This window comes from Escherichia sp. E2748 (genome assembly GCF_005781125.1).
GTDB lineage: Bacteria > Pseudomonadota > Gammaproteobacteria > Enterobacterales > Enterobacteriaceae > Escherichia.
The window spans coordinates 56800-69375 of the sequence record NZ_VATP01000012.1; the positions used below are offsets into that span (position 1 = coordinate 56800).

At 52.2% G+C, this 12576-nt stretch carries 16 protein-coding genes; 14 read left to right on the forward strand and 2 right to left on the reverse strand.

Translation table 11 applies throughout. The features are described from left to right. Position 1 precedes the first annotated feature (1 nt). The 11 genes from cysN (at position 2) to rpoS (ending at position 8865) form a co-directional block, all read left to right on the forward strand. Positions 2–1429, forward strand: a complete 1428-nt coding sequence (gene cysN, locus FEK42_RS11985) for a sulfate adenylyltransferase subunit CysN (RefSeq protein ID WP_135492932.1) — start codon at positions 2–4, stop codon at positions 1427–1429. Then, positions 1429–2034 carry an adenylyl-sulfate kinase gene (gene cysC / locus FEK42_RS11990; protein ID WP_130259454.1) on the forward strand — a complete coding sequence of 202 codons (606 nt, stop codon included), beginning with the start codon at positions 1429–1431 and terminating at the stop codon, positions 2032–2034. The genes cysN and cysC overlap by 1 nt, the downstream gene beginning before the upstream one ends. A gap of 49 nt (positions 2035–2083) precedes the next feature. Next, positions 2084–2407 carry a DUF3561 family protein gene (locus FEK42_RS11995; RefSeq protein WP_064528120.1) on the forward strand — a complete coding sequence of 108 codons (324 nt, stop codon included), beginning with the start codon at positions 2084–2086 and terminating at the stop codon, positions 2405–2407. 193 nt (positions 2408–2600) lie between these two features. After that, the gene (gene ftsB / locus FEK42_RS12000; RefSeq protein WP_000517476.1) at positions 2601–2912 is read left to right on the forward strand and encodes a cell division protein FtsB; all 312 of its coding nucleotides are present in this window, start codon (positions 2601–2603) and stop codon (positions 2910–2912) included. A gap of 18 nt (positions 2913–2930) precedes the next feature. Continuing rightward, entirely contained in the window at positions 2931–3641 is a 711-nt protein-coding gene (ispD, locus tag FEK42_RS12005) for a 2-C-methyl-D-erythritol 4-phosphate cytidylyltransferase (RefSeq protein ID WP_135490256.1), read from the forward strand. Further along, positions 3641–4120 carry a 2-C-methyl-D-erythritol 2,4-cyclodiphosphate synthase gene (ispF, locus tag FEK42_RS12010; RefSeq protein WP_001219242.1) on the forward strand — a complete coding sequence of 160 codons (480 nt, stop codon included), beginning with the start codon at positions 3641–3643 and terminating at the stop codon, positions 4118–4120. The genes ispD and ispF overlap by 1 nt, the downstream gene beginning before the upstream one ends. After that, positions 4117–5166, forward strand: coding sequence for a tRNA pseudouridine(13) synthase TruD (truD, locus tag FEK42_RS12015; protein ID WP_130259329.1), 1050 nt, complete (start codon positions 4117–4119; stop codon positions 5164–5166). The genes ispF and truD overlap by 4 nt, the downstream gene beginning before the upstream one ends. Then, positions 5147–5908 (forward strand): 5'/3'-nucleotidase SurE, encoded by a 762-nt coding sequence (gene surE, locus FEK42_RS12020; protein WP_001516955.1) that lies wholly within the window; start codon positions 5147–5149, stop codon positions 5906–5908. The genes truD and surE overlap by 20 nt, the downstream gene beginning before the upstream one ends. Beyond that, positions 5902–6528, forward strand: coding sequence for a protein-L-isoaspartate O-methyltransferase (pcm, locus tag FEK42_RS12025; RefSeq protein WP_000254703.1), 627 nt, complete (start codon positions 5902–5904; stop codon positions 6526–6528). The genes surE and pcm overlap by 7 nt, the downstream gene beginning before the upstream one ends. Positions 6529–6721: 193 nt before the next feature. Next, on the forward strand, positions 6722–7810 hold the full coding sequence (gene nlpD, locus FEK42_RS12030; RefSeq protein ID WP_240783138.1) for a murein hydrolase activator NlpD: 1089 nt from the start codon (positions 6722–6724) through the stop codon (positions 7808–7810). A 62-nt stretch (positions 7811–7872) separates the two neighbouring features. Continuing rightward, positions 7873–8865 carry an RNA polymerase sigma factor RpoS gene (rpoS, locus tag FEK42_RS12035; RefSeq protein ID WP_000081550.1) on the forward strand — a complete coding sequence of 331 codons (993 nt, stop codon included), beginning with the start codon at positions 7873–7875 and terminating at the stop codon, positions 8863–8865. A 99-nt stretch (positions 8866–8964) separates the two neighbouring features. Here rpoS and FEK42_RS12040 read toward each other — a convergent pair whose 3' ends face one another. Beyond that, positions 8965–9372, reverse strand: coding sequence for a MarR family transcriptional regulator (locus FEK42_RS12040; protein WP_130207658.1), 408 nt, complete (start codon positions 9370–9372; stop codon positions 8965–8967). 146 nt (positions 9373–9518) lie between these two features. Between FEK42_RS12040 and FEK42_RS12045 the strand changes: the two genes are divergently transcribed. Genes FEK42_RS12045 through FEK42_RS12055 form a run of 3 tightly spaced genes read left to right on the forward strand, consistent with a single transcriptional unit; the run spans position 9519 to position 11786 of the window. After that, positions 9519–10112 carry a non-oxidative hydroxyarylic acid decarboxylases subunit B gene (locus FEK42_RS12045; RefSeq protein ID WP_135492930.1) on the forward strand — a complete coding sequence of 198 codons (594 nt, stop codon included), beginning with the start codon at positions 9519–9521 and terminating at the stop codon, positions 10110–10112. Next, entirely contained in the window at positions 10112–11539 is a 1428-nt protein-coding gene (locus FEK42_RS12050) for a non-oxidative hydroxyarylic acid decarboxylases subunit C (protein WP_135409698.1), read from the forward strand. Before FEK42_RS12045 ends, FEK42_RS12050 begins: the two co-directional genes overlap by 1 nt. Before the next feature lie 10 nt (positions 11540–11549). Then, positions 11550–11786, forward strand: coding sequence for a non-oxidative hydroxyarylic acid decarboxylases subunit D (locus FEK42_RS12055; protein ID WP_130207652.1), 237 nt, complete (start codon positions 11550–11552; stop codon positions 11784–11786). 40 nt (positions 11787–11826) lie between these two features. Here FEK42_RS12055 and pphB read toward each other — a convergent pair whose 3' ends face one another. Beyond that, entirely contained in the window at positions 11827–12483 is a 657-nt protein-coding gene (gene pphB / locus FEK42_RS12060; protein ID WP_135492929.1) for a protein-serine/threonine phosphatase, read from the reverse strand. Positions 12484–12576 lie beyond the last annotated feature (93 nt).

A 12576-nucleotide genomic window follows, 5' to 3' on the forward strand; every position in this document is an offset into this window, starting at 1 on the left:
GATGAACACCGCACTTGCACAACAAATCGCCAATGAAGGCGGCGTCGAAGCCTGGATGATTGCGCAACAACATAAAAGCCTGCTGCGTTTTCTGACCTGTGGTAGCGTCGATGACGGCAAAAGTACCCTGATTGGTCGCCTGCTGCACGATACCCGCCAAATCTACGAAGATCAGCTCTCATCGCTGCATAACGACAGTAAACGTCACGGCACCCAGGGCGAAAAACTGGATCTGGCGCTGCTGGTGGACGGCCTGCAAGCGGAACGCGAACAGGGCATCACAATCGATGTGGCTTATCGCTATTTCTCCACCGAGAAGCGTAAATTTATTATCGCCGATACCCCTGGGCACGAGCAGTACACCCGCAATATGGCGACTGGCGCGTCAACGTGTGAGCTGGCGATCTTATTGATCGACGCCCGTAAAGGCGTGCTCGATCAAACCCGTCGTCACAGTTTTATCTCCACGCTGTTGGGGATCAAACATCTGGTCGTAGCGATCAACAAAATGGATCTGGTGGATTACAGTGAAGAGACATTCACCCGCATTCGTGAAGACTACCTGACTTTTGCCGAACAATTGCCGGGCAATCTGGATATTCGCTTTGTGCCGCTCTCTGCGCTGGAAGGCGACAATGTAGCTTCGCAAAGTGAAAGAATGCCGTGGTACAGCGGCCCAACATTACTTGAAGTGCTGGAAACCGTGGAGATTCAGCGAGTGGTTGATGCCCAGCCGATGCGCTTCCCGGTTCAGTACGTTAACCGCCCTAATCTCGATTTTCGTGGCTACGCCGGAACGCTGGCTTCCGGCAGCGTGCAAGTCGGGCAACGTGTCAAAGTGCTGCCCTCTGGTGTGGAGTCAAGCATCGCGCGGATCGCCACTTTTGATGGCGATCGCGGAGAAGCTTTTGCTGGAGAAGCGCTCACCCTGGTGCTGACGGACGAGATCGATATCAGCCGTGGCGATCTGCTGCTGACAGCAGATGAAGCGTTACCGGCAGTGCAGAGCGCGTCAGTTGATGTGGTATGGATGGCGGAGCAACCGCTTTCCCCTGGGCAGAGTTACGACATCAAAATCGCCGGTAAGAAGACGCGCGCCCGCGTTGATGGTATTCACTATCAGGTTGATATTAATAACCTTACCCAGCGTGAAGTTGAAAACCTGCCACTGAATGGGATCGGCCTCGTGGATCTCACCTTTGACGAGCCGTTGGTGTTAGATCGTTATCAACAAAATCCGGTGACGGGTGGGCTGATTTTTATCGATCGCCTGAGCAACGTGACTGTTGGTGCCGGTATGGTGCATGAGCCGAAAAACGAGGCCGCCGTTGCGCCGTCGGAATTTAGCGCATTCGAGCTGGAGCTGAATGCGTTAGTACGCCGCCACTTCCCGCACTGGGGAGCGCGCGATTTACTGGGAGGTAAATGATGGCGCTGCATGACGAAAACGTCGTCTGGCATAGCCATCCGGTTACTGCACAACAACGCGAGCACCACCACGGTCATCGAGGTGTTGTGCTGTGGTTTACCGGCCTCTCTGGTTCCGGTAAATCAACGGTCGCGGGGGCGCTGGAGGAGGCGTTACATAAACTTGGCGTCAGTACATATTTACTGGATGGCGACAATGTCCGCCACGGTTTATGCAGCGATCTCGGTTTTAGCGATGCCGATCGCAAAGAAAATATCCGTCGGGTCGGTGAGGTGGCGAATTTAATGGTCGAAGCCGGACTGGTGGTGCTGACGGCGTTTATCTCACCACACCGTGGCGAACGGCAGATGGTTCGCGAACGTGTAGGAGAAGGGCGGTTTATCGAAGTGTTTGTCGATACGCCGCTGGCGATTTGTGAGTCTCGCGATCCAAAAGGCTTATATAAAAAAGCACGCGCTGGTGAACTGCGTAACTTTACCGGAATAGATTCCGTTTACGAAGCGCCTGAATCGGCAGAAATTCATCTCAATGGTGAACAATTAGTAACAAATTTGGTTCAGCAATTATTAGATCTACTGAGACAGAACGATATTATCAGATCCTGAGACACCACCGGGTTTTCATGCCCGGTTCGTCAAAGTAACAGGATCTGATATGCGTAATAGCCATAACATTACACTAACAAATAGTGATAGCCTTACCGAGGATGAAGAAACCACATGGTCGCTACCAGGGGCCGTGGTCGGTTTTGTGTCCTGGCTGTGTGCACTGGCGATTCCGATGTTGATTTATGGCTCTAACACGCTGTTTTTCTTTATCTACACTTGGCCTTTCTTTCTGGCGCTGATGCCTGTTGCGGTGGTGGTAGGTATTGCGCTGCATTCCTTGATGGACGGGAAATTACGCTACAGTATTGTTTTCACTTTTATCACCGTTGGCATTATGTTTGGTGCACTGTTTATGTGGTTGTTGGGCTAATCTGTTCTTTCCTGTTCATTCTGTCCATAATTCAAACCGTAACCAATAATGAGATTATGTTCTGCGCGCCCTGGGTATACGTAACAGTGGACAAATGTGGTACATTTGCCCGCGTTGTCGCGGTATCCCCAACAGAGGATGTAGAGTCGTCTTCGGATGCATGGGATGAGGATGCCGTTTTTCAGGGGGCAGGATGGGTAAACTAACGCTGCTGTTGCTGGCTATTCTGGTCTGGCTACAGTATTCGCTGTGGTTCGGTAAGAACGGTATACATGACTATACCCGCGTCAATGATGATGTGGCGGCACAGCAAGCTACAAACGCGAAACTTAAAGCGCGAAACGATCAGCTTTTTGCCGAAATTGACGATCTCAATGGCGGCCAGGAGGCGCTCGAAGAGCGTGCGCGTAATGAACTCAGCATGACCAGGCCGGGCGAAACTTTTTATCGTCTGGTGCCTGACGCGTCGAAGCGCGCGCAGTCTGCGGGGCAAAACAATCGATAAATCAGCCCAGGAATTAACATGGCAACCACTCATTTGGATGTTTGCGCCGTGGTTCCGGCGGCCGGATTTGGCCGCCGAATGCAAACGGAATGTCCTAAGCAATATCTCTCAATCGGTAATCAAACCATTCTTGAACACTCGGTGCATGCGTTGCTGGCGCATCCCCGGGTGACGCGTGTCGTCATTGCAATAAGCCCTGGCGATAACCGCTTTGCTCAACTTCCTCTGGCGAATCATCCGCAAATCACCGTTGTTGCTGGTGGTGAAGAGCGTGCTAATTCCGTGCTGGCTGGTCTGAATGCCGCTGGCGATGCGCAGTGGGTGTTAGTGCATGACGCCGCTCGCCCTTGTCTGCATCAGGATGACCTCGCGCGCCTGTTGGCGTTGAGCGAAACCAGCCGCACGGGAGGGATCCTCGCCGCACCGGTGCGCGACACGATGAAACGCGCCGAGCCTGGCAAAAACGCCATTGCTCACACCGTTGATCGCAACGGCTTATGGCACGCGCTTACGCCGCAATTTTTCCCTCGTGAGCTGTTACATGACTGCCTGACACGCGCTTTAAATGAAGGCGCTACCATTACTGACGAAGCCTCAGCGCTGGAATACTGCGGTTTTCATCCACAGCTTGTCGAAGGTCGAGCGGATAACATTAAAGTCACGCGCCCGGAAGATTTGGCGCTTGCCGAGTTTTACCTCACCCGAACCATCCATCAGGAGAATACATAATGCGAATTGGACACGGTTTTGATGTTCACGCCTTTGGCGGCGAAGGCCCAATTATCATTGGTGGCGTGCGCATCCCTTATGAAAAAGGGCTGCTGGCACATTCTGATGGCGACGTGGCGCTGCACGCGCTGACCGATGCATTACTTGGTGCAGCGGCGCTGGGGGATATCGGCAAGCTATTCCCGGATACCGATCCGGCATTTAAAGGCGCTGACAGCCGCGAGCTGCTACGCGAAGCCTGGCGACGCATTCAGGCGAAGGGCTATACCCTCGGCAACGTCGATGTCACTATCATCGCTCAGGCACCGAAGATGCTGCCGCACATTCCACAAATGCGCGTGTTTATTGCCGAAGATCTCGGCTGCCATATGGATGATGTTAACGTGAAAGCCACTACTACGGAAAAACTCGGATTTACCGGACGTGGGGAAGGGATTGCCTGTGAAGCGGTGGCGCTACTCATTAAGGCAACAAAATGATTGAATTTGATAATCTCACTTACCTCCACGGCAAACCGCAAGGAACCGGGCTGCTGAAAGCTAACCCGGAAGATTTTGTGGTGGTGGAAGATTTAGGCTTTGAGCCTGATGGTGAAGGTGAGCATATCCTGGTGCGGATCCTCAAAAACGGCTGCAATACCCGTTTTGTGGCCGACGCACTGGCGAAATTCCTGAAAATTCATGCTCGCGAAGTCAGTTTCGCCGGGCAGAAAGACAAACACGCCGTTACGGAACAGTGGTTATGCGCTCGGGTACCGGGCAAAGAGATGCCTGATCTAAGTGCGTTTCAACTGGAAGGCTGCCAGGTGCTGGAGTATGCACGCCACAAGCGCAAACTGCGTTTAGGGGCGCTGAAAGGCAACGCTTTTACCCTGGTGCTGCGAGAAGTGAGCAATCGTGATGACGTTGAACAGCGACTGATCGATATTTGCGTGAAAGGTGTACCGAATTACTTTGGCGCGCAACGTTTTGGTATTGGCGGTAGTAACTTGCAGGGTGCGTTGCGCTGGGCGCAAACCAATACTCCGGTGCGCGATCGCAATAAGCGTAGTTTTTGGTTGTCGGCAGCTCGTAGTGCGTTGTTTAATCAGATTGTTGCTGAGCGTCTCAAAAAAGCAGAAGTTAATCAGGTTGTTGACGGTGATGCGCTACAATTAGCCGGGCGCGGCAGCTGGTTTGTTGCCACGAATGAAGAACTGGCGGAATTACAGCGTCGCGTGAACGATAAAGAGCTGTTAATTACCGCTGCAATGCCGGGTAGCGGCGAATGGGGAACCCAGCGTGAGGCGCTGGCATTCGAACAAGCAGCTGTCGCCGAAGAAACGGAATTACAAGCCTTACTGCTGCGCGAAAAAGTTGAGGCGGCGCGCAGAGCGATGCTGTTATATCCGCAACAATTAAGCTGGAACTGGTGGGATGACGTCACCGTCGAAATCCGTTTCTGGCTTCCGGCAGGAAGCTTTGCAACCAGCGTTGTCAGGGAACTTATCAACACAACAGGTGATTATGCGCATATTGCTGAGTAATGATGACGGGGTACATGCACCCGGTATACAAACGCTGGCGAAAGCTCTGCGTGAGTTTGCTGACGTTCAGGTGGTCGCCCCCGATCGTAATCGCAGCGGCGCTTCAAATTCTCTAACGCTGGAATCCTCCCTGCGCACGTTTACCTTTGAAAATGGTGATATCGCCGTGCAAATGGGAACCCCGACCGATTGTGTCTATCTTGGCGTGAATGCTCTGATGCGTCCGCGCCCGGATATTGTGGTTTCGGGTATTAACGCCGGGCCGAATCTGGGTGATGATGTTATTTATTCCGGCACGGTAGCCGCCGCGATGGAAGGCCGTCATTTAGGCTTTCCGGCACTGGCCGTTTCACTTGACGGGCATAAACATTACGACACTGCTGCAGCGGTCACCTGTTCCATTTTGCGTGCACTGTGTAAAGAGCCGCTGCGTACCGGACGTATTCTCAATATCAACGTACCTGATTTACCGCTGGATCAGATTAAAGGTATCCGCGTGACTCGCTGCGGTACACGACATCCGGCAGATCAAGTGATTCCGCAGCAGGATCCGCGCGGTAATACGCTGTACTGGATTGGCCCGCCGGGCGGTAAGTGTGATGCCGGTCCGGGGACCGATTTTGCTGCGGTAGATGAAGGCTACGTCTCCATCACGCCGCTGCATGTGGATTTAACCGCGCACAACGCGCAAGATGTGGTTTCAGACTGGTTAAACAGCGTGGGAGTTGGCACGCAATGGTAAGCAGACGCGTACAAGCACTTCTGGATCAATTACGTGCGCAAGGTATTCAGGATGAGCAGGTGCTTAATGCACTTGCTGCCGTGCCGCGTGAAAAATTCATCGATGAAGCGTTTGAACAAAAAGCCTGGGACAATATCGCATTGCCGATAGGTCAGGGGCAGACAATTTCGCAGCCGTATATGGTGGCGCGAATGACTGAATTACTTGAACTGACGCCGCAGTCGCGAGTGCTGGAGATCGGCACTGGTTCAGGATATCAAACAGCAATTCTGGCACATCTTGTCCAGCATGTATGCTCGGTCGAGCGGATTAAAGGGTTGCAGTGGCAGGCGCGCAGGCGTCTGAAAAATCTTGATTTACACAATGTTTCAACCCGTCACGGCGATGGATGGCAAGGTTGGCAAGCACGTGCGCCGTTTGACGCTATCATTGTAACGGCTGCACCGCCCGAAATTCCGACAGCGTTAATGACGCAACTGGACGAAGGCGGCATTCTCGTCTTACCCGTAGGGGAAGAGCACCAGTATTTAAAGCGGGTGCGTCGTCGGGGAGGCGAATTTATTATCGACACCGTGGAGGCTGTGCGCTTTGTTCCCTTAGTAAAGGGGGAGCTGGCTTAGCTCGTGAGGAAAATACCTGGAATTTTCCTGGTTATTTTGCAGCAGGTCAGCGTATCGTGAACATCTTTTCCAGTGTTCAGTAGAGTGCCTTGCACGGTAATTATGTCACTGGTTATTAACCAATTTTTTTCCTGGGGGATAAATGAGCGCGGGAAGCCCAAAATTCACCGTTCGCCGTATTGCGGCTTTGTCACTGGTTTCGCTATGGTTGGCTGGCTGTTCTGACACTTCAAATCCACCGGCACCTGTCAGCTCCGTCAATGGCAATGCACCTGCAAATACCAATTCTGGTATGTTGATTACGCCGCCACCGAAAATGGGGACGACGTCTACAACGCAGCAAACGCAAATTCAGCCGGTACAACAGCCACAAATTCAATCGGCTCAACAGCCGCAAATCCAACCGGTACAGCCTGTTGCCCAGCAACCGGTGCAAATGGAAAACGGACGCATCGTCTATAACCGTCAGTACGGAAATATTCCGAAAGGCAGTTATAGCGGCAGTACTTACACCGTGAAAAAAGGCGACACGCTTTTCTATATCGCCTGGATTACCGGTAACGACTTCCGTGACCTTGCCCAACGCAACAATATTCAGGCGCCTTACGCTCTGAACGTAGGTCAGACCTTACAGGTGGGGAATGCTTCCGGTACGCCAATCACTGGCGGAAATGCCATTACCCAGGCCGACGCAGCAGAGCAAGGAGTTGTGATCAAGCCTGCACAAAATTCCACCGTTGCTGTTGCGTCGCAACCGACAATTACGTATTCTGAATCTTCGGGTGAACAGAGTGCTAACAAAATGTTGCCGAACAACAAGCCAACTGCGACCACGGTCACAGCGCCTGTAACGGTACCAACAGCAAGCACAACCGAGCCAACTGTCAGCAGTACAACAACCAGTACGCCGATCTCCACCTGGCGCTGGCCGACTGAGGGCAAAGTGATTGAAACCTTTGGCGCTTCTGAGGGAGGCAACAAGGGGATTGATATCGCAGGTAGCAAAGGACAGGCAATTATCGCGACCGCAGATGGCCGCGTTGTTTATGCCGGTAATGCGCTGCGCGGCTACGGTAATCTGATTATCATCAAACATAATGATGATTACCTGAGTGCCTACGCCCATAACGACACAATGCTGGTCCGGGAACAACAAGAAGTTAAGGCGGGGCAAAAAATAGCGACCATGGGTAGCACCGGAACCAGTTCAACACGCTTGCATTTTGAAATTCGTTACAAGGGGAAATCCGTAAACCCGCTGCGTTATTTGCCGCAGCGATAAATCGGCGGAACCAGGCTTTTGCTTGAATGTTCCGTCAAGGGATCACGGGTAGGAGCCACCTTATGAGTCAGAATACGCTGAAAGTTCATGATTTAAATGAAGACGCGGAATTTGATGAGAATGGAGTTGAGGTTTTTGACGAAAAGGCCTTAGTTGAAGAGGAACCCAGTGATAACGATTTGGCCGAAGAGGAGCTGTTATCGCAGGGCGCAACACAGCGTGTGCTGGACGCGACTCAGCTTTATCTTGGTGAGATTGGTTATTCGCCACTGTTAACGGCCGAAGAAGAAGTTTATTTTGCGCGTCGCGCACTGCGTGGTGATGTCGCCTCTCGCCGCCGGATGATCGAGAGTAACTTGCGTCTGGTGGTAAAAATTGCCCGCCGTTATGGCAATCGTGGTCTGGCGCTGCTGGACCTTATCGAAGAGGGCAACCTGGGGCTGATCCGCGCGGTAGAGAAGTTTGACCCGGAACGTGGTTTCCGCTTCTCAACATACGCAACCTGGTGGATTCGCCAGACGATCGAACGGGCCATCATGAACCAAACCCGTACTATTCGTTTGCCGATTCACATCGTAAAGGAGCTGAACGTTTACCTGCGAACCGCACGTGAGTTGTCCCATAAGCTGGACCACGAACCGAGTGCGGAAGAGATCGCAGAGCAACTGGATAAGCCAGTTGATGACGTCAGCCGTATGCTTCGTCTTAACGAGCGCATTACCTCGGTAGACACCCCATTGGGTGGTGATTCCGAAAAAGCGTTGCTGGATATCCTGGCCGATGAAAAAGAGAACGGTCCGGAAGACACCACGCAAGATGACGATATGAAACAAAGCATCGTCAAATGGCTGTTCGAACTGAACGCCAAGCAGCGTGAAGTGCTGGCACGTCGATTCGGTTTGCTGGGGTACGAAGCGGCAACACTGGAAGATGTAGGTCGTGAAATTGGCCTCACCCGTGAACGTGTTCGCCAGATTCAGGTTGAAGGCCTGCGTCGTCTGCGTGAGATTTTGCAGACTCAGGGGCTGAATATCGAAGCGCTGTTCCGCGAATAAGCAAGCATCTGTCAGAAAGGCCAGTCTCATATGAGGCTGGCCTTTTTCTTTTGTATAGGGAGTTGGTGTGTTTTGTCGCCTGGATAAGATGCGACAGCGTTATGTGTTCATCATTTTTCGCACCAGCTGCATAAACAGCTCTTGCTCATCTCTACTCAAACGCCCCAAAAATTCTTCATCCACGCCGTCACCAATGGGGATAGCTGCCGCAAGTACCTTTTCTCCTTCGGCAGTCAGCCAGACAAAGCGACGCCGCTTATCGATGGTGTCATGCTCTCGTCTGACCAGGCCACGATTTTCCATTCTTGCCAACATTTCCGCCAGCGTTGCCTTCGTGCTGACAGCTGCTTCTATCAGCGCAACCTGCTCTATACCGGGGTGTTCAGCAATAGCGCGCATCACCGCATACTGCGGTTTGGTCAGATCAGGTAACTCATGCTGCCAGCGAGACGTGTGCTGCTGAAAAAGCTGTCGTAACTGATGGAACGCTTTATTTCGTAACGCCATGTAAACTCCGGGCTAATTCTCTGCCGTTATCATAGCGGTTTTTTAGTGACGAAGAAGATGTTGTTACTTTTCTGCACTTGCCGCTACGTGAATAGAAGGGTATGTTAATAATAACGTTCGTGTACGAACAATTAAGGGAATAAAAAATGAGACTGATCGTCGGGATGACTGGGGCTACAGGTGCGCCTCTTGGTGTGGCATTACTGCAAGCACTAAAGAAGATGCCCGGTGTTGAAACACATCTTGTGATGTCGAAGTGGGCGAAAACCACCATTGAACTGGAAACGCCCTACAGCGTCCACGATGTCGCGGCCCTGGGAGACTATTGCCATAACCCGGCGGATCAGGCGGCGACTATCTCCTCAGGTTCCTTTCGTACCGATGGCATGATCGTTATTCCGTGCAGCATGAAGACGCTGGCTGGTATTCGTGCTGGCTATGCCGATGGGCTGGTGGGGCGCGCAGCTGATGTTGTTCTCAAAGAAGGGCGCAAGCTGGTGCTGGTGCCGCGTGAAATGCCGCTCAGTACTATCCACCTTGAAAATATGCTCGCGCTTTCCCGTATGGGCGTGGCGATGATACCGCCCATGCCTGCCTTCTATAACCATCCCGAAACGGTCGATGACATTGTCCACCACGTGGTTGCCCGCGTGATGGATCAGTTTGGCCTCGAACATCCTCAAGCCAGGCGCTGGCAAGGATTGCCGCAGTCCGGGAGTTTTTCTCTGGAGAATGAATAATGGCTTTTGATGATTTACGCAGCTTTTTACAGGTACTTGACGACCAGGGGCAATTGCTGAAAATCAGTGAAGAGGTTAACGCCGAGCCAGATCTGGCCGCTGCTGCCAACGCCACCGGGCGTATCGGCGACGGCGCACCCGCGCTGTGGTTTGATAATATTCGCGGCTTTACCGATGCCCGCGTGGCGATGAACACCATTGGGTCCTGGCAGAACCACGCGATTTCCCTCGGCCTGCCGCCGAACACGCCGGTTAAAAAACAGATTGATGAGTTTATCCGCCGCTGGGATAACTTCCCGATTGCCCCGGAGCGCCGCGCCAATCCAGCCTGGGCGCAGAACACTGTCGATGGCGAAGAGATTAACCTGTTCGATATTCTGCCGCTGTTTCGCCTGAACGATGGCGATGGCGGTTTCTATCTCGATAAAGCCTGCGTGGTTTCCCGCGATCCGCTCGACCCGGATAACTTCGGCAAGCAGAATGTCGGCATCTACCGTATGGAAGTGAAGGGCAAGCGTAAGCTCGGCCTGCAACCGGTGCCAATGCACGATATCGCCCTGCATCTGCATAAAGCGGAAGAGCGTGGAGAAGATTTGCCGATAGCCATCACCCTTGGTAACGATCCGATCATCACGCTGATGGGCGCTACACCGCTGAAATACGATCAGTCTGAGTACGAAATGGCGGGCGCACTGCGCGAAAGCCCATACCCGATCGCTACCGCCCCGCTGACCGGTTTTGATGTGCCGTGGGGCTCGGAAGTAATCCTCGAAGGGGTTATCGAAAGCCGCAAACGCGAGATTGAAGGGCCGTTCGGTGAGTTTACCGGCCACTACTCCGGCGGGCGCAACATGACCGTGGTGCGCATCGATAAAGTCTCTTACCGCACGAAACCGATTTTCGAATCGCTCTATCTCGGTATGCCGTGGACTGAAATCGACTACCTGATGGGGCCAGCCACCTGTGTGCCGCTGTATCAGCAACTGAAAGCCGAGTTCCCGGAAGTGCAGGCGGTGAACGCCATGTACACCCACGGCCTGCTGGCGATAATCTCCACCAAAAAACGCTACGGCGGCTTTGCCCGCGCGGTGGGCCTGCGTGCGATGACCACGCCGCACGGTCTGGGCTATGTGAAGATGGTGATTATGGTCGATGAAGACGTTGATCCGTTCAACCTGCCGCAGGTGATGTGGGCGCTCTCGTCGAAAGTGAACCCGGCGGGCGACCTGGTGCAGTTGCCAAATATGTCAGTGCTGGAACTCGACCCAGGCTCAAGTCCGGCGGGGATCACCGACAAGCTGATTATCGACGCCACCACGCCTGTCGCCCCGGACAACCGTGGTCACTACAGCCAGCCGGTGGTCGATTTACCGGAAACTAAAGCCTGGGCTGAAAAACTGACCGCTATGCTGGCCGCACGTAAATAAGGAGAACAAGATGATTTGTCCACGTTGTGCCGATGAACAGATTGAAGTGATGGCGAAATCGCCGGTGAAAGATGTCTGGACGGTCTACCAGTGCCAGCATTGCCTTTATACCTGGCGCGATACCGAACCGCTACGTCGCACCAGCCGCGAACATTATCCGGAGGCGTTTCGTATGACGCAAAAAGATATTGATGACGCGCCGATGGTGCCGAGCATTCCGCCGCTGCTGGCGACAGATAAGCGTTAATAAAAAATGCCGGGTAGAGGCTTTACTTTACCCGGCTACGTTATTTAATTTTATAAAACGACAGGCGTCCGCTTTTCGGCGATCCGGTATCAATATAAATCTGGTTAGCGAACGTCTGAATGTTATCAAACATCATATGTCCAAATATAAAATAGTTAGCGCCGTTTATTTTTTGTAACTCGCCATTAAGCGATTTCTGCACACGATCAACAGGCCAGAGTAATTCGCTTTCCGCTATTTCTTTGTCAAAGAGATATTCATTCCCCGGATAATCTGCATGTGCGATGACATATTTTATTATGTCGTTGGTAATTTCAATAATATGCGGAAGGTGATGGAATTTCAGTAACAGGTCTATTGCCTCTTGTTGTTCCGTATCATTTAAATCGAAAAACCAGTCACCGCCGCTGGCTAACCACTTATTACCATCACCAGTAGCGAACGCATCAAGCGCCATCGCTTCGTGGTTGCCTTTTACGGTGGTAAACCAGGGCTGGTTTAACAGGCGCAGCACATTAAGACTCTCCGGCCCACGATCAATGTTATCGCCGACGGAAATAAGTAAGTCTGTTTCAGTGCAAAATGATAATTGATGTAAACGGGATTGTAATAATTGATAATCCCCATGAATATCACCAACGGCCCATACATGGCGATAGTGATGGGCATTGATTTTTTGATAGCGTGTAGATGGCATAGTTTTACCCTGTAAAATAATATCTACTATTATACAGGGTATTTTTATTTGATTTGTCAGTTGTCGTTAATATTCCCGATAGCAAAAGACTAT

What these genes read in the sequence shown, in the direction of transcription:
- cysN (WP_135492932.1), top strand. Translation starts at nt 2, where the DNA reads ATGAACACCGCACTTGCACAACAAATCGCCAATGAAGGCGGCGTCGAA.
- cysC (WP_130259454.1), top strand. Translation starts at nt 1,429, where the DNA reads ATGGCGCTGCATGACGAAAACGTCGTCTGGCATAGCCATCCGGTTACT.
- FEK42_RS11995 (WP_064528120.1), top strand. Translation starts at nt 2,084, where the DNA reads ATGCGTAATAGCCATAACATTACACTAACAAATAGTGATAGCCTTACC.
- ftsB (WP_000517476.1), top strand. Translation starts at nt 2,601, where the DNA reads ATGGGTAAACTAACGCTGCTGTTGCTGGCTATTCTGGTCTGGCTACAG.
- ispD (WP_135490256.1), top strand. Translation starts at nt 2,931, where the DNA reads ATGGCAACCACTCATTTGGATGTTTGCGCCGTGGTTCCGGCGGCCGGA.
- ispF (WP_001219242.1), top strand. Translation starts at nt 3,641, where the DNA reads ATGCGAATTGGACACGGTTTTGATGTTCACGCCTTTGGCGGCGAAGGC.
- truD (WP_130259329.1), top strand. Translation starts at nt 4,117, where the DNA reads ATGATTGAATTTGATAATCTCACTTACCTCCACGGCAAACCGCAAGGA.
- surE (WP_001516955.1), top strand. Translation starts at nt 5,147, where the DNA reads ATGCGCATATTGCTGAGTAATGATGACGGGGTACATGCACCCGGTATA.
- pcm (WP_000254703.1), top strand. Translation starts at nt 5,902, where the DNA reads ATGGTAAGCAGACGCGTACAAGCACTTCTGGATCAATTACGTGCGCAA.
- rpoS (WP_000081550.1), top strand. Translation starts at nt 7,873, where the DNA reads ATGAGTCAGAATACGCTGAAAGTTCATGATTTAAATGAAGACGCGGAA.
- FEK42_RS12040 (WP_130207658.1), bottom strand. Translation starts at nt 9,372, where the DNA reads ATGGCGTTACGAAATAAAGCGTTCCATCAGTTACGACAGCTTTTTCAG.
- FEK42_RS12045 (WP_135492930.1), top strand. Translation starts at nt 9,519, where the DNA reads ATGAGACTGATCGTCGGGATGACTGGGGCTACAGGTGCGCCTCTTGGT.
- FEK42_RS12050 (WP_135409698.1), top strand. Translation starts at nt 10,112, where the DNA reads ATGGCTTTTGATGATTTACGCAGCTTTTTACAGGTACTTGACGACCAG.
- FEK42_RS12055 (WP_130207652.1), top strand. Translation starts at nt 11,550, where the DNA reads ATGATTTGTCCACGTTGTGCCGATGAACAGATTGAAGTGATGGCGAAA.
- pphB (WP_135492929.1), bottom strand. Translation starts at nt 12,483, where the DNA reads ATGCCATCTACACGCTATCAAAAAATCAATGCCCATCACTATCGCCAT.